Consider the following 24,710-nt stretch of genomic DNA (forward strand, 5'->3'; position numbering starts at 1 on the left):
CACTGGCACGCGTTCTGCTTTGGTTAACGGACAAAACCAACAAAGAGGCAAGACCATGCACCCCTGCGCTGCGCTCCACGGGTCGTCGTGATCATCGGCAGAACTGCGTTCAACCCCTGACTCCGGTGACCGATTCAGGCGGTCGGCAATACGTGGCGCTCGACTCTGATCCGAGCGCCTCTACCTGAAAAAGGTGTAGGCATGATCCCGAGCAAGACCTTCGATTTCCCCTCCGGTCGCGGACCGGAGACCCTCTATCGCTTCGGCCCTTTCACCCTGCTACCCCACCAGCACCTGCTGCTCAAGCATGGCAACCGCCTCGTCCTCGGCGGCCGCGCCCTGGACCTTCTCGTCGCGCTGGTCGAGCGGGCCGGCGAGCTGGTCGAGAAGAACGAGCTGATGGCGCGGGCCTGGCCCCGCGTGATCGTCGAGGAATGCAACCTGCGCGCGCAGATCGTGGCGCTGCGCCGGGTGCTGGTCGACGACAGTGGCTTCAACTACATCGTCACGGTGCCCGGGCGTGGCTACCGTTTCCTGATTCCCGAGGGCGCCACGGCCGACGAGCCGATCGAGCCCGCCGAAGCCACCGGCGTACCGGCCCTGGTCAGCGAACTGGTGGGCCGCCAGGCGGCGCTCGACACCCTCGCCGAGGACCTGCGCCACCGCCGCCTGGTGACCCTGACCGGCGCCGGCGGCATCGGCAAGAGCAGCGTGGCGCTGGCACTGCTCAACGGCGAGGCGGCGCAGCGGTTCGACCGTCGGCACTACCTGGACGCCTCGCGCCTCGTCGATGCCCACGCGCTGGCCGAACGGATCGCGGCCGAACTCAACCTGCGCATGCCGCTGGACCAACCGCAGCCGCAGGCCGACGGCGCCTCGGCACCGCACAGCCTGCTTCTGCTGGACAACTGCGACCACTGCCTGGAACCGGTGGCCGGTGCCGCCCAGGCGCTGTTGCGCTGGGTGCCCGCTTGCCGGCTGCTGGTGACCAGCCGCGAGCCGCTGAACGTCGAGGGCGAACGGGTCCATCGCATCATGCCGCTGGACTGCCCGGAGCCCGGCCAGCCGCTGACCCTGGAGCAGGCTCTCGGGCATTCGGCCGTGCGCCTGCTGGTCGAACGGATGACCGCCCATGACGCCGGCTTCGTGCTGCAGGAGACCGACCTCGAACCGATGCTGCGCGTCTGCCGCAAGCTCGACGGCAACCCGCTGGCGTTGGACATCGCCGCCGCGCGGGTCCGCGTCTGCGGCCTGCGCGATCTTGCGCAACTGCTGGAAACGGGCTGCCACCTGCAGATGAAGGGCCGGCGTACCGCCGACCCTCGCCACAGCAGCCTGGAGGCCCTGCACGACTGGTCCTACACGGCGCTGTGCCCGACCGAGCAGGCCCTGCTGCGCCAGCTCGCGGTGTTCCGCGGCTCGTTCACCCTCGGCGCGGTCAGGTCCGTGGTTCCGGGCGCCGCCGGGCAGGACGACCTGCTGTGGCTGATCGAGCGCCTGGTGGACAAGTCGCTGCTGCAGATCCGCAAGAACGCCAGCGCCCGACGCTACTGCATGAGCGAGACCACCCGCGCCTATGCGCTGGGCAAGCTCGAACAGGCAGGCGAAGCCAGGACGGCGATTGCCCGCTACGCCAGCTATTGCCTGCGGTTGATCAAGGACGCCGGCAGCCAGCTGGAAACGACCGTCGACGATCTGAGCGCGGCCCTCGAGGCCGAGGTGCCCTCCCCTGACGCCGCCCGCCAGACACCAGGCGGCGACCGCTCGCTGGCGCGCCCGCCGCTCGACGTGCTGCGTCTGTCGGCGGGCTGAGGGCTGCCGCGTCCAACCGACGGGACGCCGCCCGCTAGATCAGGCGGGCGGCGACCAACAGATCGGCGACTTCCTGAAAGGTGGTGTCGGGTACCGGATCGCCAGGCCTCGCCTGCCTCGCGATGCGTGCCGCGAGGTCGGGGTTGAGCGCCTGGGCGATCCCCAGCGCCGAGGCCTCGGCGAGCAGCGCCCGGGCCTGCTCGCCCTCGGCGCGGCAGACCACCACCGGCACGGGCGTCTCGCCGCGCACGTAGCGCAGCCCCACCAGCCAGCCGTCGGCGCCTGCGACCATCAGCGTCGCCTGCGCCACACCGACTCTGGCGGTGCCCAGCGCCTGCATCTGCTGGCGCAGCCGGTTTCGCTCGCGCTTGATCAAGGGGTCGCCCTCGACGTCCTTTCGCTCGCGCTTGTGCTCGGATCGGGTCATGCGCATGTCGCGGCCGAACAGCCAGCGCTGCATCAGGATGTCGAGGCCGCCCACCAGCAGGAACGCCAGGATCACGGTGACCACCAGCGGCGTGAGCAGCGCATGGAAGGTCGCCTCGATGCAGCCGGCGCCGCACGCTGAGGAGCTCAGCAAGGCCTGCAGCGCCAGGCGGCCCACCACGTAGAAGGCGCTGGCCAGGGCGACGACCTTGAACAGCCCCTTGAGGAACTCCACCAGGTTGCGCATCGAGAAGATGCGCTTGAGCCCATCGGCCGGGTTGATCCGCTGGAAGTCCGGCTTGACCGGCTCGACCGAAAACAGCGCGCCGCCCATGGTAATGACGTTGGTCAGCACGCTGGTGCCCAGCGTCACCGCGAACAACGGCAGGGTCAGCGCCAGCACCAACTGCTGCGCGCTGTCCAGCAGCCGCGGCCAGACCGTGGCGAAGGGCTCGACGTAGATCAGCGCCGCCAGGTCGATCAATTCGCGCAGCTGCGCCTCGGCTCGCGGCACCAGCACCACCAGGCAGAGGGTGCAGCCGAGCAGCGACATGGCCGAGACCATGTCCTGGCTCTTGGCCACCTGCCCTTTCTGCCGCGCGTCACGCAGCTTCTTCTGCGAGGCCGGCTGGGATTTCTCTTCACTGGGCTCAGCCATCGGCGCCGGCCAGGGTCTTGAGCAGCTCGACGGTGCCGCGGAATTCGCTCAGCTGGTCGAGCATCAGCGGGATCAGGAAGCCGGCGTAGAGCACCATCAGCACGGCGAAGATCAGGTTCTTCACCGACAACGACAGGTCGAACATATTCAGCTGCGGCGCCATGCGCGCGAGGTAGGCCAGCATCAGGTCGGTCACCAGCAAGGCGATGATCAGCGGCACCACGAGCAGCACGCCGATGTGCATCACCTGGTCGAGAATCGCCAGCACCGCCTCCAGCGCCGGCGCCGCGATGACCGGCGTGAAGGAGGTGACCGGCCAGAAGCGGTAGCTGTGGTAGTAGCCGTCCACCATGAGGATGAACCCACCGGACATGAAGAACAGCGTGATCAGGGTGACGGTGAGCAGGGTCGCCGATACGCCCGACTCGCCGCTCGAGAGCGGCTCGAGCAGCTGCGCCATGGTCGATCCACGCTGCAGGTCGATCAGCTCCCCGGCAACCTCGGCCGCCCAGAACGGGATGCCGAACAGAAGGCCGACCGTCAGGCCGATCAACAGCTCCTTGACCAGCAGCCCGGCGAGGAACATCCCGCCCTGCTCAGGCTCCGCGGAGAGCGAGGTGAACACCGGCAGGAACATGGGAATCGAGAGGGCGACGGCCACGCACGAACGCAGCATGCCGGTGAGCCCCAGGCGATTGAACGCCGGCGTGATCATCACCATGCCCAGGGCGCGCGCCGCCGCCAGCGCGGCCGCGGCGATCACCGGGTAGGCGACCTCGACGATGCTGAGTCCAAGGCCGGCATCCATGGGTTCAGCGGGTCCAGGCGGCGAAGTTGTCCAGCACCAGGTCCCCCAGGGCGGCGATCTGCCCGGCCAGCAGCGGCCCGGTGAAGATCAGCAGCAGGAGCACGCCGACCAGCTTCACCGCCTGCGGCAGCGTCTGGTCCTGGACCTGGGTCAGGGCCTGCACCAGCCCCACGCTCAGGCCGATGACGATCGCCAGCCCCAGCGCCGGGGCCGAGAGCAACAGCACCGTCATCAGCGCCTGGTTCATCACCGAGAGAAAGACGTCCTGCCCCATGGGTCACCCGTAGCTGAGGATCAGCCCGTGCATCAGGCGCGACCAGCCGCTCAACGCCACGAACAGAAAGATTTTCAGGGGAATGGAGATCAGCGTCGGCGAGACCATCATCATGCCCATCGCCATCAGCACGTTGGACACCAGCAGGTCGATCACCAGAAACGGGATGTACAGCAGGAAGCCGATCTCGAAGGCCCGGGTCAGCTCCGAACTGACGAACGCGGGAATCAGCACCAACAGGTCGTCGTCCGCCAGATCCGCGCGCGCCTCCTCGGACCAGATCGTCTCGGTGGCCTGCAGGAAGAACTGCCGCTCGGAGTCGTTGGCGTAGCGCGACAGGTGCGCCTGCAGCGGCCCGCGCAATGCGCTGCCCAGCTCCTTGAGGTCGTCGACCCGCTCGACGCTCAGCGGGCGCCCTTCCACCGCGCGGTACATGTCGCCGATCAGGGGCGTGGTCACGTAAACCGAGAGGATCAGCGCGATGCCGTAGAGCACCAGGTTCGGCGGCGTCTGCTGCACGCCCAGGGCGTTGCGGATCAGGAACAGCACCACCGATATCTTCAGAAACCCGGTGAGCGTGACCACGGCCAGGGGGATCAGCCCGATCGTCGCGACGACCAGGATGATCTCGATCAGATTGGGCTGGTAGTCGGTCATGGGCGCGCGAGACTGATGATGCGAACGCCCAGGCCTTCGCCGATGCGCACCAGCTGGCCGCGCCCGACGCGACAGCCGTTGACCGTGAGATCGACCGCATCGGGTTCGCGGGCCGCCAGCGGCAGCACGCTCCCCTCGCCCAGCTCGCGCAGCTCGGCGAGCGACAACTGGCTGCTGCCCAGCTGGCACACCAGCTGGAGTTGCAGGTCGTCGAGCGATGCGTCCACGCCCAGGGCGGCGGCTTCGTTGTTCATGGGGGTCTCCACTGAGGGTTGCGGGAAGTGTTCGAGGCGCAGGCCGTCGGCCTGGCGCCTGCAGCGCGCCTGCAATTGATCCTGGATGGACAGGCGCAGCGCGCCCTCGCCGGGGTGTTCGAGCATCACCACGTCGCCCGGGGCGAGGCTGCGCAGCTCGCCCAGCGTCAGCCACTGCCAGCCGGGCTGGACGCGCGCGGTCAATCGCAGCGCATCGAAGGGCCGTGGCGCCACCGGGCAGTCGCGCTCCAGCGCCTCGACCAGCCGCCGCGCCGCGGCAGCGCCCAGCCGCAGTTCCAGGGCCGCGGCCGGCGCATCGCCCAGGGCGACGCCCAGCCACAAGGACAGCGGCAACGGCCATTCACCGTCAGGCGCCACGTCCACCACCCGCAGCGTGCAACCGAGCGTCCGTTCGAGCGGCTCGATCAGCGCCAGCAGCGCCTGCTCGGCCAGCAGGGCACGCGCCAGGCCCGACGGCACGCCATGGGGCGAGGCGAGCAGCGCGCCGGGCAGGCTCAGGCGCAGCGGCTCGCCATCCAGGGTGAGCGACAGGGTCAGCGGCTGCTCGATCGGCAGCGCCACGCCCGGCCATTGCACCCGCAGGTCCTCGCCCCGATAGCGCAGCGGCGGCAACTGCCGGCGCCGGTGGAGGCGATTGTGCAGATCGACCCAGCGGGGTTCGAGTCGCTCGGCCGGGACATAGGGCAGCACCGCGAGTCCCGGTATCGGCTCGGCCAGCATCATCGGATCACCTCCTTGAACGACCAGGGCCGCTCGCCCTGTTCCTGCTCGTCATGGCACTCCTCGAAGCGCCGCGCGGCCAGCCGCTCGCGCTCGATCAGGCTGGCCCAGGCCTGCAGGCGCCGCTGGCAGCGCCGCAGCTCGACATCCAGCGCGGCCTGCCGGTCGAGCTGCTCGGCATGCGCCTGCCGCGCCGCCTCGACCGCCTGCAGCGACGCGGCGTGGTGCTCGCGCTGCGCCTCGACCTCGGCCTGCGCCGATTGCCACTGGCGCACCGGCAGCGCCGCGGCCGAGGCTCTGGCGTGCAGCGCTTCGGCCTGCTGGCAAAGGCGAGCCCGCTGCGCCCGGGCCTGCTCACCGGCGTCGCCAAGCGCCACGGCGGCCTGCGCGCACGCCTGGCGCTGCAGCGCGCTGGCCGTGGCCGCCTGCTGCTCGCGGCGCTGGCGAACGGCGTGCAGCCGTTGCAGATCCCCGGGGGTCATGCCAGCACCTTGCGCATCTGGCGCAGCATCTCTGGCTGGCTGCAGCCGCCTTCGGCCTGGCGCAGGAACTGCTCGATCGCCTCGCGTCGGGCGATCGCCTCGTCGGCCAGCGCATCGCTGCCGGCGCGGTATTCGCCGATGCGCATCAGCAGCTCGACCTCCTCGAAGCGCGCCATCAGCTCGCGGATGCGGGTCGCCATGCGCCGCTGCTCAGGATCGACCACCCGATCCATCAGGCGGCTGCGGCTGTGCAACACGTCGATGGCCGGGAAGTGTTCGCGCTGCGCCAGCGCGCCGCTGAGCACGATGTGGCCATCGAGAATCGAGCGGGCTTCCTCGGCCACCGGGTCCAGGCTCGCCTCGCCTTCGGTGAGCACCGTGTAGATCGCGGTGATGCTGCCTTGCGCCGCCGGCCCGGCCCGTTCGAGCAGGCGTGGCAGCGCCGAGAAGAACGACGGCGGATAACCGCGACGGGTGGGCGGCTCGCCGACCGCCAGGCCGATCTCCCGCTGCGCCCGGGCGAAGCGCGTCAGGCTGTCCATGAGCAGCAGCACATGGCGCCCCTGGTCACGGTGGTACTCGGCGATGGCGGTCGCCACGTAGGCCGCCTTCACCCGTTCGGTCGCCGGACGATCCGAGGTGGCGACCACCGCGACGCTGCGGGCCCGCGCCCTGGCGTCCAGCTGAAGCTCCAGCAGCTCGCGCACTTCCCGGCCACGCTCGCCGATCAGGCCGATCACGATCGCGTCGGCCTGGCAGCCACGCACGATGCTTGCCAGCAGGGACGACTTGCCCACCCCCGGCTCGCCGAACAGCCCCACCCGCTGGCCGCGTGCCACGGTCAGCAGGCCGTCGATGGCGCGCACCCCCAGCGGCATCGCCTGGTCGATCGGCTGCCGGGCGAAGGGCGTCGGCGGCTCGGCATGCAGCGGATAGAGACAGAGCCCGGCCGATGGCAACGGCGCGCCACCGTCGAGGCAGTCACCCAGCGGGCTGACCACCCGGCCGAGCAGCGCGTCGCCGACGAGGACGTTCAGGCTGGCGCCGCTGGCGATCACTTCGGTACGGCCCGAGAGTCCTTCCAGCGAGCCGATCGGCGAGAGGATCGCGTGTTCGCCGTCGAAACCCACCACCTCGGCCTGCAGGTCGCGACCGCTCTGCGGGTCGCGCAGGTGGCAGAGTTCGCCGATGCTGACGCAGGCGACGCTGGCATGCACCAGCGTGCCGCGGATGGCGACGATGCGCCCGCGCGGCGGCCTCGGCTGGGCGTCGGCCAGCCGTGCGGTCAGCCTGGGCAGCAGGTCGCTCAATGCGCCGTTCATGCCCGGGCCTCCGGCGCCACCTGAGGCAGCAGCGCCTCACGCAGGACCTGCAGCTGCGCCTCGATACCCAGCTCGACCGAGGCGACCGCGCTGCTCAGGCGCGCCTGCCCCGGTGCCAGGCTGCGGTCACCGACCAGCTCCAGCGACACGATGCCCGCCTCGGCCAGGCGCTGGCGAAGCGCGTCGACCAGCGCCGGCTGCACCTGCAGGGTGAGCGCCTGCCCCTCGCGAAATTCGTTCAAGGCCACGCGGGTCAGCCGGCACAGGGCTTCGTCGGCCGGCCATTCGCCGAGCAGGCGCCGGACGATGTCCAGGGCGAGATCGGCGAGCGCCGGCTCCAGGCCGGCGAGGTAGGCATCGACCTCGGAACGGGTCCGGGCGAGCACCTTGGCCGCCTCCTGCAAGCCTTCGGCACGGCCCTGCCCGTAACCTTCGCGGCGGGCCGCATCGAGCGCCTCGCGGCGTTCGGCCTGCAACCGTTGCGCCTGGCTCCGGGCGGCCTCGAGAAAGGCGAAGCCGTCGGTCCAGGCGTCGGCTTCGTCGGCGCGCAGGATGCGCAGCGGTGGTCTCGTGGGCAGCGCGCTCATGGGGCCTCCCGCACGTCTTCGGCGGCCAGCATCCGCACCGCCAGCCGCACGATCCCGGCGGCCTTCGCCTCGTCCGGCCCGCGCCCGGCCGGCACCCTCAGGACCAGCCGCGCCCAGCCCTGCACGGCCGGCTCCAGCGTCTGCAACCAGGCGGCCACGCAGGCATCGCCGTCACGGTCGATGGCGGCGACCAGAGACTCGGCATCCAGCAGCACGCTGGCCGCGCGGCCCAGCGCGCGATGCGTCACGGCGAAGGTGAAGAGCTCGCTGCCCAGGTGCTGCTGCAGCCGGGTCACCCGCTCGCGGCGGATCTCCCGCGCCAGGGTAGCGCCGTGCAGCACCGCACCGCACAGGCGCGGCAACCGGGCCCGCGCGGCCGGCGACAGGAACAACGCCTGCAGGTCCTCGGGCGCCCCATCGAGCGCCTGTTCGAGGCTGGCGAGCGCGAAGTGCTCGGCCAGCAGCTGCGCCATGCGCGGGCGAAAGCGCGGTTGCCCGGCCAGCTCCCGCGCCTGCTCGGGCGACAACGCGCCGCCGAAGCAGTCGGCCAGCCGCTCGGCGGGCAACCAGGCGCCCGGGTCGGCCAGCCGTTCGCGCAGCGGTGCCTGCGACAGGGCCGCGGCGCTCATTCGCTCACCTTCAGGCGGTACACCGCCCCGCCCTGGCGTTCACGCCAGATACGCCAGCCGAGCGCACCGCCGAGGACGATCACCAGCGCCAGCAGCGCGCCGAACAGCCCCTGGGCTCGGGCCAGGTTGGCCTCCAGCACCCAGATGCCGAGAAACGAAACCATCGGCGGACGGCTATCGCCGCGCGCCCGCCCCGCCGCCTCGATGGCGGTCACCGACACGCCTTCGTAGCTCAGCCCGGAAATCCCGTTGGCCACCAGCGTCTTGATCTGCGGGATCAACTGGTTCACCTCGGTGCCGGCCTCGTAGCGGATCAGTACCGAGGCCGACGACGGCGCGATCACGCGCTTGAGCAGATCGTTGTCCGGCAGCACCACGTGCACGCGCGCCGACAGCACGCCGTCGATCTGCGAGACCGTGTGCGACAGCTCCTCGCTCAGCGCGTAGACCATCTGCGCCCGCTCCTGCACCGGCGAGGACACCAGGCCGTTGTTCTTGAACACCTCGCCCATGTTGGAGAAGCGCTGCTGCGGCAAGCCGGCCTGGTCGAGCAGCGCCATCGCCTCGGAAAAGCGCTCCTTGGGCACGCTGAGCGTTACCTGTCCATCGCGCACCTTGCGCTCGGCCGGGATGCCCTCGCGCAGCAGCGTCGCCAGCATGGCGTTGGCCTCGCGCTCGCTGAGGTTGGTGTACAGGTCGGTGTCGCAGCCGTGCAGCAGGGCCGCGAGCACGATGACCAGCAGGCAGCGCCAGGGCGATCCGCTCATGCTCATTGCCCTCGCAGCAGGGTGTTGGCCGACCCGGACACCTGGGTCGCGCCGCGCACCACCATCTGGGTTTCGATGGAGTAGTCGAACATCAGGCTGAGCGAGCGCATCAGCTGGTCGACCTGGGGGCCTTCCACCGTCTGCGGCGCCGGATGGCCCGGCCGCTCGGTCGCGGCCGTTCCCGTCGCAGGCGGCTGGCTGGCCATGCGCCCGTCGGCCCGCTCGCTGAAGCTGCGCGAGCGGTCGATGAAGCCGTTGAGACGCTCCATCAGGTTTTCGCCGATCTGGTTCGGGCTCGCGCCCTGGGGCATGCCCTGGGCGCGACTGGCCATGTGCTCGAACAGGTTCTGCGACGCCTGCAGGACGTCCTGGCCGTTACCGGCCGGCACCGCCGTGGCGACGGCTGCACTCGCTGCGCTGGCTGTCATGACGCCTCCGTTATTCCTCGTCCTCGCTGGACATGGCTTCGTTGAGGATGTTTTGCGCCATCGGCATCAGGATGAATTGCCCGCCGATGGTGATCGCGCCGCTGATCATCTGCTCGGTGAACGCCTCGTCGCTCAGCCCGGCTTCGGAGTTCTCCACGGCCGCGTTGAATTCCGCCTCGGCGCTGGTGGGGGTGATGACGCTGTTGTCGACAGGATTGACGGCCATGCTTTGTGCCTCCGCTTTCAGGGTGTCCGGGCGGTGCCCGTTGGGTTGCTCACTTCGCTTGCGCTGCCGCGAAACACGCGCACGCCCCGCTCGCGAGGCGCCGCGCGTGCCACGACCTCGTCGGCGGGCGGCCGGCGCCGCTCGATCCATTGCTCGACCATCGCCAGGTACGGCGGCGGACCGGATACCAGCAGCGGGCCGCCCTCGGCACCGCCGCGAATGGCCAGGTGATTGCCGGCCACGCCGAGGCCGTCGAGCGCCTGTTCGAGCTCGGTGGCGGCGAAGCCTTCGGCGGCGAACTGGCGGATCTCGATGTCTTCGTCGAGGGTGACGTGCAGCACGCCGCCGTCGTAGAACCAGGTCAGCCCGTGGTTGGCGCAGAGGGTGTCGAGGAATGCGCCGGCGCTCGCGGCACGCAGGTTGCCCGGAGCCTTGCCGCCGACCTTTTTCGCGATCACCACCGGGATGCCGAGGTTGCGACCGAACGCCTCGAGCGCGTCGCGCAGGCTCTGGTCGATCACCACATAGCCGTAGGGCTGCCCGTACCAGGACGGCTCGACCGCGGCCTGGACCAGCCCCGCGCCGCCCAGCAGCCAGGCGAGCGCGAGCCGGCGCAGCGATACCGATAATGGGCGCGGCGACACTGGCCTGCCCTTGCCCGACTTGTACAATGACCGCCCGGTCGCATCCGCGACCGCGCCTGCGGCACCCGCGTCGCCATCCAAGGAGTCCTGCGCTTGCCTACTCTCCATCCCGTTCGGCCCTTGCTGCTCTGCCTGTTGCTGTCCGCCTGCGCCAGCAGCCCAACGACGGACGACAGCCATACCCGCCTGATGAACCTGGCGCAGGACGTCGAGCGCCGCGGCGACCCGGCCACCGCCAGCTCGCTGTACCAGCAGGCGACCCAGCAGCCCGGCGCGACGGCCGAGACCTGGCAGCGCCTGGCCAGGGCCCGCCTGGACAGTGGCGATGCACGCGGCGCGGAACTGGCCTACCGGCAGGCGCTGGAGCTCTCGCCCGGGGACGCCGAGCTGCAACTGGGGCTGGGCACCGCGCAGCTGCACCTGGGCGAACTCGAGCGCGCGGCCACCACCCTCGCCCTGGCCGCCGCCCGCCTGGACCTGCCCACCGCCTACAGCCGCCTGGGCGCGGCCGAAGCGCTGCGCGGACGGCCGGCCGCCGCCCAGGCGGCCTTCGCCCGGGCGGTGGCGCTCGAACCCAACGACCTGGACGCACGCTGCAACCTGGCGCTGGCCTATGCCCTCAACGAGCAGCCGGAGCTTGCGGTCGCCGAGATCGCGAGCCTGGACCAGTCGCCGCGCATCCAGCCGCGTCATCAGCGCAACGCCCTGCTGGTCCTGGTGCTCAGCGGACAGCCCGAACGCGCCGCCAGCCTGCGTCTGGACAATGCCACCGCGGCCGAGCGCGAGGCGTTGATCGCCCAGGCGCAACGCATCGCGGCGATCGCCGATCCGGCGGCCAAGGCCCGCGCAATGGGCCTGAGCAAGGCCGACTGACACCGTCCTCATTGCGCACCCCGGCGGGTGTCGGTCTGGCCCTGTTGCTCCTGCTGCCGGCGCCGCTGCTCTTCGGTCTGCACCCCATGGAGGTAGTACTGCGCCGCACGGCCGACCGGCGCGGCCATCGCCGGGCCGGTTGCGCGGCCTTCCAGCAGATCCTCCCGCCGCTCGACCATCTGCAGCAGGTTGAGGCTGTTGGCGCAGCCGGGCGGCAGCCTCGGCGCCGAGCCGTCACCGGGCTCATCGGGCACCACCGGCGCCAGGCATGCCTGGGGCAGCAGCACCGTCTGCCCGTCCGAACCGATCAGGGTGCCGTAGCCGCTCGGGTAGTCGCGCGGTTCCAGGTGCGTCTGGCACCCGGCCAGGAGCATCACGCAGACCAGCGTCGAGGCACGCGCGCGGCCCATCGGCAACCCCCTCATTTGATGTAGAACCCGAAGGGGCCGGTGGACACCTGGGTCACGCCGCTGCTCGCGGCCGGCGCAGGGTCCAGCGGCGTGGCGAGCGAGGGCTCGCGTACCGGGTCGACCAGGTACGGGGTGATCAGGATCACCAGCTCGGTTTCGTTGCGCTGGAAGCGCTTGGAGCGGAACAGATTGCCGAGCACCGGCATGTCGCCCAGCAGGGGCAGCTTCTCGATGTCCTGGCTGCTGTCGCTCTGGAACAGCCCGGCGATGGCGAAGGTCTGCCCGCTGCCCACTTCGACGCGGGTATCGGCGCGCCGCACGCGGAACGAGGGCACCCGAAACCCCGAGATATCGACAGGGCTGCCCCCCATCAGGCTGCTGACTTCCGGGCGCACCTGCAGGGCGATGCGCCCGCTGGGCAGCAAGGTCGGGTTGAACAGCAGCGAGACGCCATAGGGCTTGTACTCGATGCCGATCATGTCGCGGTTGACCGGGACCGGAATCGGCACCTCGCCGCCGGCGAGAAAGCTCGCGGTCTCGCCGGTCATCGCCGTGATGTTCGGCTCGGCGAGAATCTCCAGCACCCCGTTGCTCTGCAGCGCCTCGAGCATCGCATCGATGTTGACGTTTCCCGTGGAGAGGCCCGCGCCGATCAGGTTGGAGGCGCCGGTCAGGCCGCTGCTGGTGACCAGTCCGAACGAGAAGGTGCCGTTGTTGAACAGCGCGCTCCAGTTGACGCCATAGCGCAGCAGCTCCTCGCGCGAGACCTCGGCGAAGCGCACACGGATGTTGACCTGCGCCGACTGGCCGAAGGTCGCGGTATTCACCGGCTCTTCGCTGGCAGGGTCGATCAGCGCGTTGAGGCTGATCGCCTCGCCCACGCTGCCCACCTCGCCACCGGCCATCAGGCGGTTGCCGGCGCCCCGCAGGGTAACGCCGGACTTCGGATCGAGCCGGCGCATGGCCTGCACCGCCGGCTGCGCGTTGGCGCTGACCGAGAGGCTCAGCGAGGCGAGTTCGCGCTCCTGGCCGTCCAGCGCGATCAGGCTGGTCTGGCCCGGGCGCTTGCCGAACACATAGAGCGTGCCGGCCGACACCACCTGCAGGTCGGCGATGCCGGGCTCGGCCACCAGCACCGAATCCACCGGTGCCTCGAAGCGCAGGATGCGCCCTTCGCCGGCGGCCAGTTCCACCGTCGCGGTGCTGCCGCGGTTGATCGTCTGCGCGCACAGCGGCGCGGCGCAGAGCAGGGCCAGCAGCAGGAAGGCGGATCGTGCGAGGGTCGTCATGAGGCGCTGGCCAGGCTGGTGGTGGAACGGGATGGGATGTCGGGCCGGGGCGCCTGCGGCAGCTCCAGGCTGCTCAGGGCGTGCAGGCTGTATTCGGGCGCCAGCTCGCGATACGAGAGCACGCTCAGGTCGAGTTCCTCGCGCAGCGCCAGGCGGCGAATGCAGCGGCGCAGCTCCGGGCGAACCACCAGCACGCCGCGCTGCCCCGCAGGCAGCCCGTCGCATGCCTGGCGCAGTCCGTTGGCCAGCGGCCGGACCAGCTCCTCCGGAAGCATCTCGCGGGACGAATCGAGGCGCCGCAACGAGCTGCGCAGCCGCTCTTCGGCCTCGGGCTGCAGCACCCAGGCGGCGATCACCCGGTTGCGATCGGCATGCTGATGGCTGATCTGCCGCGCCAGCGCCGCGCGCAGGTGCTCGACCAGCCGCACCACGTCGGCGTCTCGCCCGCCCCACTCCACCATGGCTTCGAGCAGGGCCCGCTGGTTGCGGATCGAGACCCCTTCCTCGACCAGCGCGCGCAGCGCTTCGGCCATCCGCTGCAGCGAGACGAGGCGCAGCGCTTCCTTGATCAGCTCGCCGTATTCCGGCTCGATGCGTTCGAGCATCTGGCGCGTTTCCTGGATGCCGAGAAAATCGCCGGCATAGCGCCGCAGGGTGCGGTCGAGGACGTCGCGCAGCAGCTCGTCCGGGCGCAGGTAGCCGATGCCCGCCTGCTGCAGCTGCGCCTCGTGCTCGACCGCTACCCAGCGGGCCGGGCGACGGGTCAGCGGCGAGGTCGCTTCGAGGCTCGGCAGGCTCATCAGCTCCAGGTGCAGCGGATCGTCCTGCAGCAGGAGGTGGCCGCCCGGCACCTCGCCCTCGGCCACCGGCACGCCCTCCAGCGCGATGGCGAAGCGATCCTGCGCACCAGCGAGTTCGACATGCATGCCCGGCACCGGAAAGGCGATGCCGAGCTCGGCGTGCAGGCTGTGGCACAGGCCTTCGATGCGCTGCTGCATCGGTTGCGGCGGCACCGCGGCCGCCAGGCCGGTGCCGAGGGTGAGCAGCACGCGGCTGTCCGGCGCGACGGTCGGCACGGGCGCCGGCGCATCGGCGGCGGCCTCGGCAGCCATTGGCACGAGCGCGGTTTCCTGAGGCTCCTCCTGAGGCGCCGGCCTGCTCTTGCGCGAAAGCCGGAACGCCGCGACGCCGAGGATCAGCGCCAGGATCAGGAACACCACTGCGGGGAATCCCGGAAGCAGGCTCACGCCCGCCAGGATCACGGCGGTGAGGCCCATGGCGCGGGCGCTGGAGCCGAGCTGCTGGAAGATCTCGCTGCCCAGGTCCTGCTCGCTACCCTCGTTCTTCACCCGGGTGACCACGGTGCCGGCGGCGACCGCGATCAGCAGCGCCGGAATCTGCGCGATCAGCCCGTCGCCGACGGTGAGCAGCGAATAGGTGTGCACCGCCTCGGAGAAGGCCATGCCGCGGTCGAGCATGCCGATGAGCAGCCCGCCGATCAGGTTCACCGCCAGGATCACCAGGCCGGCGATGGCGTCGCCCTTGACGAACTTCATGGCCCCGTCCATGGCACCGAACAACTGACTTTCCCGCTCCAGGTCAGCGCGGCGCAGGCGTGCCTGGGCCTGGTCGATGTCGCCGTTGCGCAGGTCGTTGTCGATGCTCATCTGCTTGCCGGGCATGGCATCGAGGGTGAAGCGCGCCGCCACTTCGGCCACCCGCTCGGCGCCCTTGGTGATCACCACGAACTGGGCCACGGTGATGATCAGGAAGATCACCAGGCCGACCACCACCTCGCCGGCGATGACGAAGTTGCCGAACGCCTTGACGATGTGCCCGGCGTCGCCGTTGAGCAGGATCAGCCGGGTGGTGGTGATGGAGAGCGACAGGCGGAACAGCGTGCTCAGCAGGATCAGCGGGGGCAGCGCCGAGAGTTCCACCGCGCGGCCGATATAGAAGGCGACGATCAGGATCAGGATGCTCAGCGCGATGTTCACCCCGATCAGCAGGTCCACCAGGGCGGTGGGCAGCGGGATGATCATCATGGTCACGGCCATCAGCATGAAGGCGGCGATGACCACGTCGGTGCGCTGGGCCGCGAGCCGGGCCAGGCCGTTGAGTCGGGCGGTCAGGCTCATGCGCGCTGGCGCTCCTGCAGATAACGCTGGAAGCTCGCGCGCGCGTCCTGGGCACGCCCGGCGTGCCAGCAGGCACGGCTGCGCAGCAACCAGGCGCCGGGCGACTCGCCCTCGAGCGCGACCATCCGCTCCAGCGCCCGCAGCGCGCGCTCGCCGTCACCCTGGGCGGTGAAGGCGATCACCAGGTTGCGCAGCAGGGCGGCATCGTCCGGCAGGATCTGGCTGGCCAGCAGGAACATCACCAGCGCTTTCTGCGGTTGCCCGCAGCGCTGGTAGATCTCGCCGAGGCCCTGGAGCAGCCTGGCCGCTTCGCGATCGCGTGGCGACATCACGCGCCCTCCTCGTGTCGATAGCCATCGAGCAGCTGGCGCCACTCGATCTCCTGGCCGATCACCGCGTCGGCCAGGGACCGGGTCTGCGGATCGGTGTCCAGCGCCGGGACCACGTGCTCGCGCACGTGCTCCAGCAGTTCCAGCGCACGCGCGCTGGAAAACAGCGAAGGCTCGACGCTGCCGGCCTCGCCGAGCCTGAGCAGATCGTGCTGCAGCGACCGGCGCTCGCCGGCCTGGCGACGCTGCAGGAGGGCCTCGAAATCGGCGGCACGGGTCAGCGCCTCGGCGCGCGCGGGTGCGTCGGCGGGGCGGACGGAGGGGGGCGGCAGCGTCGACGGATCGAGCTTCATGTTCAGCCTTCGTCCGACGCGGGCGCGCCCAGGGTGAAGGCGAAGCGCTCTTCGCCCCGGGCCAGCACCACCTGCTCCGCGTCGATGCGCAGCAACGTCCAGCCGTGCTCCAGCGCAGCCCCGGGGTACAGGCGCGCACCGGCGGCGTTGATCACGTAGGGGTTGTCGCCGAACCAGACCGCCTGGAAGCGCACCCTGGGCTGCGCGCCCGGCTCGCGCAGGGCGACTTCGCTGTGCAGCGGCGCGTAGCGACCATGGCGGCCGTCGAAGGCGCGCTGCATGTCGGCCCAGCGCGACTGCTGCTCGGCCGTGAGGCTGCCGCGTACCCGCAGTTGCCCGTTCTGCACGCCGATGCGCAGCCCCTCCAGACCCGCGGCCCGGGCATCGTGCTCGAGCTCGGCGCGCAGGGTGTCGAGCGAAGGCCGCAGGGTCTTCGCCTCGGCGGCGACGGGTGCCATGGCTATCCCCGCCGAGACCGGCGAGGCGTCGTCGCGCAGCACCGCCAGGGCGCCGGCGCAGATGAACATGAAGACAACGGCCATCATCCATTGCAGGGTGCCGCCCGAGGCCGGGGCGACGGTCGCGCCCCCGCTGGCCGGCGCGTCCAGGCGCAGCCGCGCCTGGCCGACAATGAGTTCGAACGGCAGCCGGGCGCGGTAGCCGCTGCCCTGGGCGACGCGCGTTTCGCGGCCCTGGCCGAATACCCTGACATCGCCGCCGAGCGCCTCGACGGCTACGTGACGCGCCGACAGTCGCAGCGTCACGTGACGCTCGGCGACGCCCGGGTCGCCGAGAACCAGATCCGATTGCTGACCCGCGCCAATGCTGCAGGCCGCCATGTCCAGCGGAAGGGACACGCCCTGATGCACCCCTTCGAGCACGGTGAGCGTCGACATGTGATGGTGTTCAGCGCCTGTCGGAAAGGAAGCCATGGCTGTCATCTGGATCACCTATCGGGACCGAACCGGAAAAACAGCGCCAAACGCTGCGAGCGATGGGCGGGCCACCGCACCGCAGCCGATGACGAACGTGCGCAGGCGACGCCAGGCATCGCCCACGCACCCAGGTCAGTTCTGAGGACGCTGTTTGGTGGCGTCGAGCTCAGCCTTCTTCGCCGTGGTGATCTCGGTGATCTTGGCGGACTTCTCGATCGCCATGTCGAACACGGCTTCCATCTTGGCGATGGCTGCGTCGGTGTTGCCGCTGCTCACTGGGGGCGTAGTGCTCATCGGTGTTTCCTCGGAGTTGGAAAAGTCATTGCACAGGGGTGATGCAGGTGCATCGCTTTACCGCGCATACCGGGACAGGCCCGAGGTAACGCAGTGATTGCATCCTAGGAGCAGGCGACTCGCGGCGGTTGTGAAAGGTTGTGAAAGCTCGTAAAGACGGCCCTTGCAGACCAATGACTTAGCGCCGCCAATCCTGGATGAGCCAAAAAACCGGCATCACTGCCCGCCGACGGCCTATTGCAGGCCGTACTTCTTGACCTTGTCGAACAGGGTGGTCTTGGCCAGGCCCAGCGCCACGCTCGCCTGGCTGAGGTTGCCGCCATGGCGCTCCAGCGCGGCCGCCAGCAGGCTGCGCTCGAACGCTTCCACCGCCTCGGAGAACCCGAGCCCCGGCGCATCACCGAGCTGTCCCGGCTTCTTGAAGATCGGCAGGCCCAGGGCGAAGCGCTCGGCGACATTGCGCAGCTCGCGCACGTTGCCCGGCCAGTCGTGGGCCAGCAGCGCGGCCAGGGTCTGACGGTCGAGCTCGGGCGGCTGGCGGTCGAAGCGCAGCGCCGACTGCTGGAGGAAATGCTCGAACAACAGGGGTATGTCCTCGCGTCGCTCGCGCAGCGGCGGCAGCTCCAGGGTGACGACATCGAGCCGGTAGTAGAGGTCGCTGCGAAACTGCCCTGCCCGCCCCATTTCGGCGAGGTCCGCCTTGGTCGCGGCGATGATGCGGCAGTCGAGCGCGATCGACTGGTTCGACCCGAGCCGCTCCAGGCAATGCTCCTGCAGGACCCGCAACAGTTTGATCTGCAGGTTCAGCGGCATGCTCTCGATCTCGTCGAGGAACAGGGTGCCGCCGTTGGCGTATTCCATCTTGCCGATGCGTCGCTTGCCGGCCCCGGTGAAGGCGTGGGCCTCGTGGCCGAAGATCTCGCTTTCGAACAGGTTTTCCGGAAGCCCGCCGCAGTTGAGCGCGACGTAGGGCCTGCCCTGCCGTCCGCTGCTGTCGTGCAGGCAGCGGGCGATCAGCTCCTTGCCGGTGCCGGTCTCGCCGACGATCAGCACGTTGGCATCGGTGTCGGCCACGTTGGCGATCAGCCCACGCAGCTGCTCGATGGCCGGCGAGCGCCCGATGATGCGCTGCTCCAGCGCCTGGCGCCCCGCCAGATGGCGACGCAGCTGCGACACCTCGCGCGCCAGCCCGCGCTGCTCCAGGGCACGCCGCGTCACTTCCACCAGGCGCTCGGGCGAGAAGGGTTTCTCGATGAAGTCGTAGGCTCCGTTGCGCATCGCCGCGACCGCCATGCCGATGTCGCCATGCCCGGTGATCAGGACCACCGGCAGGCTCGGGTCGGTCTGGTGCAACCGCTCGAGCAGCTGCATGCCGTCCATGCGCGGCAGCCGGATGTCGCTGATGACGATGCCCGGGAAGTCGCTGCCGATGCGCTTGAGCGCGTCCTCGGCGCTGGTCACGCCTTCGCTGTGGATGTCTTCGAGCTCCAGCGCCTGGCGGCAGCCGAGCAACACGTGGGGGTCGTCTTCGACGATCAAGACGGTAAGCTTTTCGGTCATGAGGCGCGGCTATCCGGGCTCGAGCATTGGGAAAATCGCGGCAGGGTGAGGACGAAGGCAGCACCGCCCTGCGGCGGATGGTGAACGGTGAGCGTGCCGTTGGCCGCAGCGGCCAGGCTGGCGGACAGGGTCAGCCCCAGGCCCAGGCCGGCATCGCCGGGCTTGGTGGTGTAGAACAGCTCGAACAGGTGGTCGCGGGCCTCGGGCGGTATGCCGGGGCCGTTGTCGCGCACCTCCACCGCGTAGTCGTCGCCGCATAGCCGGCCGCTGAGCCACAACCGCGGGTGCGGCTGCCCGCGCAGGGCATCCAGGGCATTGGCGATGAGGTTGACCAGAATCTGCTCCAGGCGTGTCTGGTCGATCGGCAGCACCACCTCTTGGTAGTCGCGCTCGATGACCGGGCGTACCGCCTCGACCCGCGGGTGAAGCATCAGCAGGGCGGTTTCGAACGCCTTGTGCAGCTGGGCGCGCCCGGTGTCGTCTCCGCCGCGGGCGAAGGCGCGCAGGCTGCCGGTGATCTTGCCGACGCGGTCGACCAGCTCGCTGATCGACTCGAGGTTGGCGCTGGCCGTGTCGATCGCGCCGCGCTGCAGGAAGCGCACCGCGTTGGCCGACAGCGTGCGCAGGGCGGCCAGCGGCTGGTTGATCTCATGGGCGAGATTGGTGGACATCTGCCCGATCACCGCCAGCTTGCCGGCACGGACCAGCTCGTCCTGGGCGGTACGCAACGTCTGCTCGGCCTGCAGCCGCTCGCAGATCTCCGCCTTGAGCCGCTCGTTGGTGGCGCAGAGGTCGGCGGTACGCACGCCGATGCGCAGCTCCAGTTCGCGATTGGCCCGCTCCAGCGCCTCGCGGGCGGCCAGGCGCGTCGCGATGACCTTGCGCCGCTGGTTCCAGGTGATCAGCAGAAAGGCCAGCAACGCACAGGCCGCGGCGGCGAGCATCGCGTTGCTCAGGGAATTGTGGCGCTCTTCGCGCAGCGGTGTCAGCAGGGTCAGATGCCAGGGCGTGTCGCTCAGGCGGCGGGTCTGGGACAGGTAGTCCACCGAGGTGTCGATCGGGTCGGGCACGTCGCTGTCGTAGCGGACCTGCTCGAGCCCGTCACCCAGGGAATTGCGTACCAGCAGGCGCAGCTCGTCGAGGCGCCACCAGTAGTACTGCTGGCTGTTGGCCAGGCGCTCGCGGGTGGCCAGGCTCAGCGGGCGGATGGACTTGAGCCGCTTGGCCGGGTCGCTGGAGAGAATGATGATGCCGTTCTCGTCGCTGACGTACGCCTGCACCCGTGCGCGCTCCCAGCGCTCTTCGAGCGTGTCGAGCCGGACCTTGACCACCGCCACGCCGTAGATCTGCCCCTGCGGGTCGGCCAGCCCGTGGGCGAGGTAGTAGCCGGCCTCCCCCCGGGTGCTGCCGATCCCGTAGAAGCGTCCCGGCAGGCCGATGATGGCGTCCTGGTAATAGGGCCGGAACGACAGGTCCTCGCCCAGGAAGCTGTCCGGGGCGTGCCAGTTGCTGGTGGCGACCACCCGGCCGTCGCGGTCGAGCACGTAGATCGCCAGGCTGCCGCTGCGTGCATTGAGCCCCTGCAGGTAGCGGTTGACCTGGCGCTGGCGGTCGACGTCGCCAGGCGAGAGCAGCAGCCCGCTGACGCCCTCGTCCAGCTCCAGCAGGCTCGGCAGGTAGGTGTACTTGCTGATCTCGCTTTCCACCGCGCGGGCGTTGAGTTCGAGCTGGCGCTCGCCGCTTTCGGCCAGGCGGGCGATGCCGGCGCGCTCGCTGACCAGGAACGCGGCGTAGCCGCAGCCGAGTACGGGCAGCATCACCAGCAGGGGCAGGAGTACGACTCGATGCAGTGGGCGCGCTTTCACGGTGAGTGGCATGCCGAGGCGGAATCCTTGCAAAGACCCCCGCTCGTCGCGGGGCGTTCCTGGGCAGCGGCAAGCGGTAGAAAAACCGGAGCGAGCGGTCGCAGGCCTCGCCCGTCAGGGGAACGGGCGAGGTTTGCGGGCCGACCGTCACGCTCGCTCAACGGACATAGTCGAGCCACTTGTCCAGGTCTTTCCGGCTGATCTTGCCGTCCGCCTTGATGTTGTTCGAGTGGTAGCGAATGGTGTCGAGGAATTCGAAGAACGCCTGATTATCCATCAGGAATTCGACCGCCTCCCGCTGTTCCTTGGTCGACGCGTGCTTGCCGCTGAGCAGCTTCTCGAAGTCCTTGTCGCTGACGATATCGTCGCGTCCCTGCCAGTCGTCCCAGCTGTCGACCAGCAGGTCGATCTTGTCCTTGTGCTCTTCGTAGAAGGCCTTGTCGAACCGGGTGCTGTGGACCACCAGATCCTTCGTCGTGTCGCGAAACCAGTCCTTGTCGATGCGCTTGTCCTTCGCCACCTTTTCGGTGAATTCCTTGAAGTGCTCGGGCTGCGCTTCCCAGACCGGCATGTATTCGGGAAACCACTCACGGTACTGCTCGTTGTTCTGCTGGAAGGTGTAGTTGTGCTCGTAGCGCACGTGGATCAGGTAATTGAGCTTGTCCCCCCAGTCCTCGTCGAGCAGGCCGTCCTTTTCCAGACCGCGGAAGAAGTCCCGCACCCCTTCGGCGGTCTTTTCGTCGCGTTTGAGTGCCGTGACGCCGCCGATGATCGCCGCGATCAGGCCGAGCACCGAGCCCGCTGCGCCGAAGATCGAAGACGCGATGGCCGCGCCGCCGACGCCGAACGCGGCGGCCACGCCGGTTATGCCCATCCCGGTACCGAAGGCGCCGGCGCCGATCTGCAGGCTACGCTGGGCGAACTCTTCCGGCGTGCCGCCTTCCTTGATGAGCTTGTCCAGCCCCATCCCGCCCAGCACGATGTCCAGTATGCCGCCGGCGGCATCAGCCATGCCGCCGACCGCTGACAGCGCGCCGCCGATCCACTGCATCTTCTTGTTCCGGGAAACGGAATCGGCATCCGGCGAATTGCTGCTGATCGCATCGATGTGGTTATTCACGCGGTCCTGCTGATCGGACGGCAGTTGCTCGATGGTGTCTTGAATCGACGGCCTGGACTGGCTCAGGTTGGTGTCCCACTCGCCCCAGAACGTCTCCGCGTTGAACGGGGAGGTGTCTATTTCCGGCAGGGTCGGCGGCGAACCGCTGGTTCTGGGGGCACCCAGGTTCGGGTCGATCATCTCCAGCGGTATGTCGGTGGTGAGGTCCGGCTTTTTCGGGGGATGGCGCTTGTCCCAAACCGTCTCCCTCAGGTCCTTGCCAATCCCCAGCGCCTCGGCGAGGCCCGCCGATTTGAACAGATGGTCGATCGCTCCGGTGGCCCATGTCGCGGTGGGCGCGAGCACACCGACGAAGGAGAGGAAGTTGCGTGCGACCTCGATCCGCTCGGCAGCGGTTTCGCCAAAGTTCAAGCCGCCGTCGGACATCTTGTAGATGCCCGCGACCATGCCCAGCATGCCCGCCGACGAGCTGAGCACGCCGTGCTTGGCCAGCGAGCCGAGCACGCCGCCCACGCCGCCGCGCTGGTCCAGCGGGATCTTGGCCTTGTCCATGGCCTTGTTGAGCTCTTCCCCGGTGATCGGCTTGGGCTGGGCGCTGGGATCGTTGAGTGTCGCGACGGCACGCTCGCGCACCACTTCCTCGATGGCGGGCCTGGCGTTGGTCAGGTTCTCCACCATCTTCTGTTCGCTGGGCTTGAGGTCGAGCTTTTCCTGGCCCTTTTCCTTACCGCCGCCGAAGTAGTAGTTGAAGATGTCCGAGCCGCGCTTGGAGCCGAACAGGGTCGACATCGTCGTCGCGATCAGGGTGGTGACGACGTCGCTGGTGGCCTTGTCGAGGTTCTCCTCGCCTACCCCGTCCGCGCCACCCTCGTAGATTTCGTTGAGCTGCTCGATGGGTACGCCGAACTTGAGTTCTATTTCCACCTGCTCGGCCAGGTCCGGGTCGAGGGCGCGCAACGACTGCATGTCACTGGCGTAACGCGCTTCGGCCACCTCGCCTTTGTCGTCTTTCCTGAGTTCTTCGAGCGCCGCCTTGTAATCGGGGTCGCGCATGGTCTCGGCGATCTTGTCGCGCAGCTCGTCCTTGTTCTTGACCTTGTCGACGGCCTCTTTGAAGAACTTCTCGTTGTCGGCGATGATCTCCGGCTCGTTGGCCAACCGAAGCAGTTCCTCGCCCAGTTTTCCTTCGTTGATCAACCCACGCATCTCCGCCGATTCCATCTCGGCCGTATCGCCCAGGTAGGACGTGTTGTCGGCTGTACCGAAGGCGTTGCGGTTGGTGGTGTAGGGCAGGAATTCGAAACCGCCGCTGAGGGTCGCCTGGGCTTGGAGCAGGCGCAGATACTTGGCCTTGTCCGAATCTTCCGGCTCGTCCTTGTAGGCCTCCTTGAGCTTTTCGTAGTAGAGCTCCCCCACCGTCTTGTCTTTCTCGGTGGTCTTGGCCTGCATCAGGTCGGTCTCGCTGGCGGGCGGCAGGTCCTTTTCCTTGAACAGCTCGTCAGCGCTCGATTGCTGACTCGTGACCTGGTCGCCATGGAGCGTGGCGAAGTGCTCAGGCGTGACGCTCTCTATGATGATGAACTTGCCCCTGCCCGGAACCTCGACGGCCTTGACGCCCTCGGCCAGGTTTTCGACCTTCGAATCGCCCGTGATCACCGGCGTGTCGTCGTTGGGCTGCAAGACCGAGTAACCCTCGTTCTCGATCTTGTCCATGATCTCCTTGCCCTTCTTGTCCAGCGCCTTGAGCTTTTCAAAGGCTTCGGGGGCGTACTCCTTGGACACGGCGTAGCGCTTGCCGTCGCCGGTTTCGAACATGGCGGTGCCGTGCTCGAACAGGAAGCCGTCGCCTTCTTCGGCGACCGTGATGTTGAACCCGGTATCGAAATAGACCGCTGCGTCCATGTCCATGTAACCGGGACCGATGAAGCGCATCGAGCCCAGCTCCGGCAGCGGGTCGCCCGGCTCGACCACCTCGAAACCACGCGACTCGTATTGCCCCAGCCACTTGCTGTGCTCCTCGGACAGCCCCGCCTTGGACCATGCCGGCCCGCCGTCCACTTCCCCGCCCTCGAGCATCGCCTTGGCCTGCCTGTGCACCTCGGGATGCAGATCGGGGTGGACCAGAACCTGCTTGCCGTCCTTGTCGGTGACGATCAGCAGACCGTCCCAGAGCCACAGCCGATCGCCCGTCGACGACAGCCAGTGGTCGTCGACATTGGCGATGTCGTCCTTGTCGATCTTGAAGTCGTTCTCCGCCAGCGGCGGCTTTCCGTCCAGGTACGGCCCACGGTCCTCGAGGAACGCCTCACGCTGCTTGTCCTTTCGGTCGACCGCCCGCTCGATGGTCCGCTTGAGGGTGAAACCGAAATCTGCCAGCGACGGGAATGCTGAAGGCTCATCTGTCTTGCGAACGGGACCGGTCATGCGAAAGGTGCTCCAAAGGCTGAATCGAGAACGTCGACTGCTCGTTTGGTGGACACCCAGGCGCCACGCGCGGGCGCAAACGACGCACAGGACCGCGCGCCGGTCGTTATCGCCTCGTCGTGTACTGAACCTGAGCGGGCGGCCATGAACCTGCCATGGCCGCCTTGACCCAGGGGATTGAAGCAACCGAAACGCCGGCCCTCAACGCGGAACTGTCATATTTCACAGCTTTTCACAGGCGGCGAAATCCGCTGTTCACACCGGCCGGCTAGCGTCCCGGCTCGCGCGGCAGCCGGCCAGCGCGCTGCCGACGCCCGGGCCGCCGTGGGAGCGCGCCATGGCGACCAGCAGCGCCATCAGCAGGTTCTTCAGGCCCCGGCCCCGGGGGCATGGCGAACGGGCCAT

26 protein-coding genes are annotated in these 24,710 nt (G+C 69.0%); 2 read left to right on the top strand and 24 right to left on the bottom strand.

What is annotated here, in order from left to right; all coding sequences use genetic code 11:
- Window positions 1–201: 201 nt before the first annotated feature.
- Window positions 202–1,812 (top strand): ATP-binding protein, encoded by a 1,611-nt coding sequence (locus DN824_RS13620; protein ID WP_138408945.1) that lies wholly within the window; start codon window positions 202–204, stop codon window positions 1,810–1,812.
- Window positions 1,813–1,846: 34 nt separating this feature from the next.
- On the opposite strand, the gene DN824_RS13625 is transcribed toward DN824_RS13620, so the two are convergent.
- Genes DN824_RS13625 through DN824_RS13685 form a run of 13 tightly spaced genes read right to left on the bottom strand, consistent with a single transcriptional unit; the run spans window position 1,847 to window position 10,715 of the window.
- The gene (locus DN824_RS13625) at window positions 1,847–2,896 is read right to left on the bottom strand and encodes an EscU/YscU/HrcU family type III secretion system export apparatus switch protein (protein WP_138408946.1); all 1,050 of its coding nucleotides are present in this window, start codon (window positions 2,894–2,896) and stop codon (window positions 1,847–1,849) included.
- The gene (gene sctT, locus DN824_RS13630) at window positions 2,889–3,704 is read right to left on the bottom strand and encodes a type III secretion system export apparatus subunit SctT (protein ID WP_138408947.1); all 816 of its coding nucleotides are present in this window, start codon (window positions 3,702–3,704) and stop codon (window positions 2,889–2,891) included. The genes DN824_RS13625 and sctT overlap by 8 nt, the downstream gene beginning before the upstream one ends.
- Before the next feature lie 4 nt (window positions 3,705–3,708).
- Window positions 3,709–3,978, bottom strand: a complete 270-nt coding sequence (locus tag DN824_RS13635) for an EscS/YscS/HrcS family type III secretion system export apparatus protein (protein WP_138408948.1) — start codon at window positions 3,976–3,978, stop codon at window positions 3,709–3,711.
- Window positions 3,979–3,981: 3 nt separating this feature from the next.
- Window positions 3,982–4,635 carry a type III secretion system export apparatus subunit SctR gene (sctR, locus tag DN824_RS13640; RefSeq protein WP_138408949.1) on the bottom strand — a complete coding sequence of 218 codons (654 nt, stop codon included), beginning with the start codon at window positions 4,633–4,635 and terminating at the stop codon, window positions 3,982–3,984.
- On the bottom strand, window positions 4,632–5,633 hold the full coding sequence (sctQ, locus tag DN824_RS13645) for a type III secretion system cytoplasmic ring protein SctQ (protein WP_138408950.1): 1,002 nt from the start codon (window positions 5,631–5,633) through the stop codon (window positions 4,632–4,634). The genes sctR and sctQ overlap by 4 nt, the downstream gene beginning before the upstream one ends.
- Entirely contained in the window at window positions 5,630–6,112 is a 483-nt protein-coding gene (locus DN824_RS13650; protein WP_138408951.1) for a hypothetical protein, read from the bottom strand. The genes sctQ and DN824_RS13650 overlap by 4 nt, the downstream gene beginning before the upstream one ends.
- Complete coding sequence (locus tag DN824_RS13655; RefSeq protein WP_138408952.1) at window positions 6,109–7,434, bottom strand: FliI/YscN family ATPase; 1,326 nt, start codon at window positions 7,432–7,434, stop codon at window positions 6,109–6,111. Before DN824_RS13655 ends, DN824_RS13650 begins: the two co-directional genes overlap by 4 nt.
- Complete coding sequence (gene sctL / locus DN824_RS13660; RefSeq protein ID WP_138408953.1) at window positions 7,431–8,021, bottom strand: type III secretion system stator protein SctL; 591 nt, start codon at window positions 8,019–8,021, stop codon at window positions 7,431–7,433. The genes DN824_RS13655 and sctL overlap by 4 nt, the downstream gene beginning before the upstream one ends.
- Entirely contained in the window at window positions 8,018–8,650 is a 633-nt protein-coding gene (locus DN824_RS13665; protein ID WP_138408954.1) for a type III secretion protein, read from the bottom strand. Before DN824_RS13665 ends, sctL begins: the two co-directional genes overlap by 4 nt.
- Window positions 8,647–9,423: a type III secretion system inner membrane ring lipoprotein SctJ gene (gene sctJ / locus DN824_RS13670; RefSeq protein WP_138408955.1), complete on the bottom strand. Its 777-nt coding sequence runs from the start codon at window positions 9,421–9,423 to the stop codon at window positions 8,647–8,649. The genes DN824_RS13665 and sctJ overlap by 4 nt, the downstream gene beginning before the upstream one ends.
- Window positions 9,420–9,845, bottom strand: a complete 426-nt coding sequence (locus DN824_RS13675) for a hypothetical protein (RefSeq protein WP_138408956.1) — start codon at window positions 9,843–9,845, stop codon at window positions 9,420–9,422. Before DN824_RS13675 ends, sctJ begins: the two co-directional genes overlap by 4 nt.
- A gap of 10 nt (window positions 9,846–9,855) precedes the next feature.
- Entirely contained in the window at window positions 9,856–10,071 is a 216-nt protein-coding gene (locus DN824_RS13680) for a hypothetical protein (RefSeq protein WP_138408957.1), read from the bottom strand.
- 17 nt (window positions 10,072–10,088) lie between these two features.
- Window positions 10,089–10,715, bottom strand: a complete 627-nt coding sequence (locus tag DN824_RS13685; RefSeq protein ID WP_138408958.1) for a type III secretion protein — start codon at window positions 10,713–10,715, stop codon at window positions 10,089–10,091.
- Window positions 10,716–10,808: 93 nt separating this feature from the next.
- Here DN824_RS13685 and DN824_RS13690 point away from each other — a divergent pair, with 93 nt between their 5' ends.
- Window positions 10,809–11,588, top strand: coding sequence for a tetratricopeptide repeat protein (locus DN824_RS13690; RefSeq protein ID WP_241666703.1), 780 nt, complete (start codon window positions 10,809–10,811; stop codon window positions 11,586–11,588).
- An 8-nt stretch (window positions 11,589–11,596) separates the two neighbouring features.
- On the opposite strand, the gene DN824_RS13695 is transcribed toward DN824_RS13690, so the two are convergent.
- From DN824_RS13695 to DN824_RS22480, 11 genes are all read right to left on the bottom strand, one after another.
- Complete coding sequence (locus DN824_RS13695; RefSeq protein WP_241666704.1) at window positions 11,597–11,998, bottom strand: hypothetical protein; 402 nt, start codon at window positions 11,996–11,998, stop codon at window positions 11,597–11,599.
- Window positions 11,999–12,009: 11 nt separating this feature from the next.
- Complete coding sequence (locus DN824_RS13700; RefSeq protein WP_138408960.1) at window positions 12,010–13,287, bottom strand: type II and III secretion system protein family protein; 1,278 nt, start codon at window positions 13,285–13,287, stop codon at window positions 12,010–12,012.
- The gene (gene sctV / locus DN824_RS13705) at window positions 13,284–15,425 is read right to left on the bottom strand and encodes a type III secretion system export apparatus subunit SctV (RefSeq protein ID WP_138408961.1); all 2,142 of its coding nucleotides are present in this window, start codon (window positions 15,423–15,425) and stop codon (window positions 13,284–13,286) included. Before sctV ends, DN824_RS13700 begins: the two co-directional genes overlap by 4 nt.
- Window positions 15,422–15,754: a type III secretion apparatus assembly chaperone SctY gene (sctY, locus tag DN824_RS13710; protein WP_138408962.1), complete on the bottom strand. Its 333-nt coding sequence runs from the start codon at window positions 15,752–15,754 to the stop codon at window positions 15,422–15,424. Before sctY ends, sctV begins: the two co-directional genes overlap by 4 nt.
- Window positions 15,754–16,107, bottom strand: coding sequence for a hypothetical protein (locus DN824_RS13715; protein ID WP_138408963.1), 354 nt, complete (start codon window positions 16,105–16,107; stop codon window positions 15,754–15,756). The genes sctY and DN824_RS13715 overlap by 1 nt, the downstream gene beginning before the upstream one ends.
- 2 nt (window positions 16,108–16,109) lie before the next feature.
- A complete protein-coding gene (locus DN824_RS13720; RefSeq protein WP_158295386.1) occupies window positions 16,110–17,003 on the bottom strand; it encodes a SctD/MshK family protein in 894 nt (297 codons plus the stop codon).
- A 171-nt stretch (window positions 17,004–17,174) separates the two neighbouring features.
- On the bottom strand, window positions 17,175–17,336 hold the full coding sequence (locus DN824_RS22580; RefSeq protein ID WP_174236515.1) for a hypothetical protein: 162 nt from the start codon (window positions 17,334–17,336) through the stop codon (window positions 17,175–17,177).
- Window positions 17,337–17,570: 234 nt separating this feature from the next.
- The gene (gene aauR / locus DN824_RS13725) at window positions 17,571–18,896 is read right to left on the bottom strand and encodes a two-component response regulator AauR (protein ID WP_138408965.1); all 1,326 of its coding nucleotides are present in this window, start codon (window positions 18,894–18,896) and stop codon (window positions 17,571–17,573) included.
- Window positions 18,893–20,773, bottom strand: a complete 1,881-nt coding sequence (locus tag DN824_RS13730; RefSeq protein ID WP_138408966.1) for a sensor histidine kinase — start codon at window positions 20,771–20,773, stop codon at window positions 18,893–18,895. Before DN824_RS13730 ends, aauR begins: the two co-directional genes overlap by 4 nt.
- Before the next feature lie 145 nt (window positions 20,774–20,918).
- Complete coding sequence (locus tag DN824_RS13735; RefSeq protein ID WP_138408967.1) at window positions 20,919–24,305, bottom strand: hypothetical protein; 3,387 nt, start codon at window positions 24,303–24,305, stop codon at window positions 20,919–20,921.
- Window positions 24,306–24,560: 255 nt separating this feature from the next.
- A complete protein-coding gene (locus DN824_RS22480; RefSeq protein ID WP_158295387.1) occupies window positions 24,561–24,710 on the bottom strand; it encodes a hypothetical protein in 150 nt (49 codons plus the stop codon).

The organism is Stutzerimonas nosocomialis (genome assembly GCF_005876855.1).
GTDB classification, from domain to species: Bacteria; Pseudomonadota; Gammaproteobacteria; order Pseudomonadales; family Pseudomonadaceae; genus Stutzerimonas; species Stutzerimonas nosocomialis.

Bases quoted from the DNA above. Each gene is read 5' to 3' on its own strand.
- DN824_RS13620 (WP_138408945.1), top strand. From the start codon at position 202: ATGATCCCGAGCAAGACCTTCGATTTCCCCTCCGGTCGCGGACCGGAG.
- DN824_RS13625 (WP_138408946.1), bottom strand. From the start codon at position 2,896: ATGGCTGAGCCCAGTGAAGAGAAATCCCAGCCGGCCTCGCAGAAGAAG.
- sctT (WP_138408947.1), bottom strand. From the start codon at position 3,704: ATGGATGCCGGCCTTGGACTCAGCATCGTCGAGGTCGCCTACCCGGTG.
- DN824_RS13635 (WP_138408948.1), bottom strand. From the start codon at position 3,978: ATGGGGCAGGACGTCTTTCTCTCGGTGATGAACCAGGCGCTGATGACG.
- sctR (WP_138408949.1), bottom strand. From the start codon at position 4,635: ATGACCGACTACCAGCCCAATCTGATCGAGATCATCCTGGTCGTCGCG.
- sctQ (WP_138408950.1), bottom strand. From the start codon at position 5,633: ATGATGCTGGCCGAGCCGATACCGGGACTCGCGGTGCTGCCCTATGTC.
- DN824_RS13650 (WP_138408951.1), bottom strand. From the start codon at position 6,112: ATGACCCCCGGGGATCTGCAACGGCTGCACGCCGTTCGCCAGCGCCGC.
- DN824_RS13655 (WP_138408952.1), bottom strand. From the start codon at position 7,434: ATGAACGGCGCATTGAGCGACCTGCTGCCCAGGCTGACCGCACGGCTG.
- sctL (WP_138408953.1), bottom strand. From the start codon at position 8,021: ATGAGCGCGCTGCCCACGAGACCACCGCTGCGCATCCTGCGCGCCGAC.
- DN824_RS13665 (WP_138408954.1), bottom strand. From the start codon at position 8,650: ATGAGCGCCGCGGCCCTGTCGCAGGCACCGCTGCGCGAACGGCTGGCC.
- sctJ (WP_138408955.1), bottom strand. From the start codon at position 9,423: ATGAGCATGAGCGGATCGCCCTGGCGCTGCCTGCTGGTCATCGTGCTC.
- DN824_RS13675 (WP_138408956.1), bottom strand. From the start codon at position 9,845: ATGACAGCCAGCGCAGCGAGTGCAGCCGTCGCCACGGCGGTGCCGGCC.
- DN824_RS13680 (WP_138408957.1), bottom strand. From the start codon at position 10,071: ATGGCCGTCAATCCTGTCGACAACAGCGTCATCACCCCCACCAGCGCC.
- DN824_RS13695 (WP_241666704.1), bottom strand. From the start codon at position 11,998: ATGGGCCGCGCGCGTGCCTCGACGCTGGTCTGCGTGATGCTCCTGGCC.
- DN824_RS13700 (WP_138408960.1), bottom strand. From the start codon at position 13,287: ATGACGACCCTCGCACGATCCGCCTTCCTGCTGCTGGCCCTGCTCTGC.
- sctV (WP_138408961.1), bottom strand. From the start codon at position 15,425: ATGAGCCTGACCGCCCGACTCAACGGCCTGGCCCGGCTCGCGGCCCAG.
- sctY (WP_138408962.1), bottom strand. From the start codon at position 15,754: ATGTCGCCACGCGATCGCGAAGCGGCCAGGCTGCTCCAGGGCCTCGGC.
- DN824_RS13715 (WP_138408963.1), bottom strand. From the start codon at position 16,107: ATGAAGCTCGATCCGTCGACGCTGCCGCCCCCCTCCGTCCGCCCCGCC.
- DN824_RS13720 (WP_158295386.1), bottom strand. From the start codon at position 17,003: ATGTCGACGCTCACCGTGCTCGAAGGGGTGCATCAGGGCGTGTCCCTT.
- DN824_RS22580 (WP_174236515.1), bottom strand. From the start codon at position 17,336: ATGAGCACTACGCCCCCAGTGAGCAGCGGCAACACCGACGCAGCCATC.
- aauR (WP_138408965.1), bottom strand. From the start codon at position 18,896: ATGACCGAAAAGCTTACCGTCTTGATCGTCGAAGACGACCCCCACGTG.
- DN824_RS13730 (WP_138408966.1), bottom strand. From the start codon at position 20,773: ATGCCACTCACCGTGAAAGCGCGCCCACTGCATCGAGTCGTACTCCTG.
- DN824_RS13735 (WP_138408967.1), bottom strand. From the start codon at position 24,305: ATGACCGGTCCCGTTCGCAAGACAGATGAGCCTTCAGCATTCCCGTCG.
- DN824_RS22480 (WP_158295387.1), bottom strand. From the start codon at position 24,710: ATGGCCCGTTCGCCATGCCCCCGGGGCCGGGGCCTGAAGAACCTGCTG.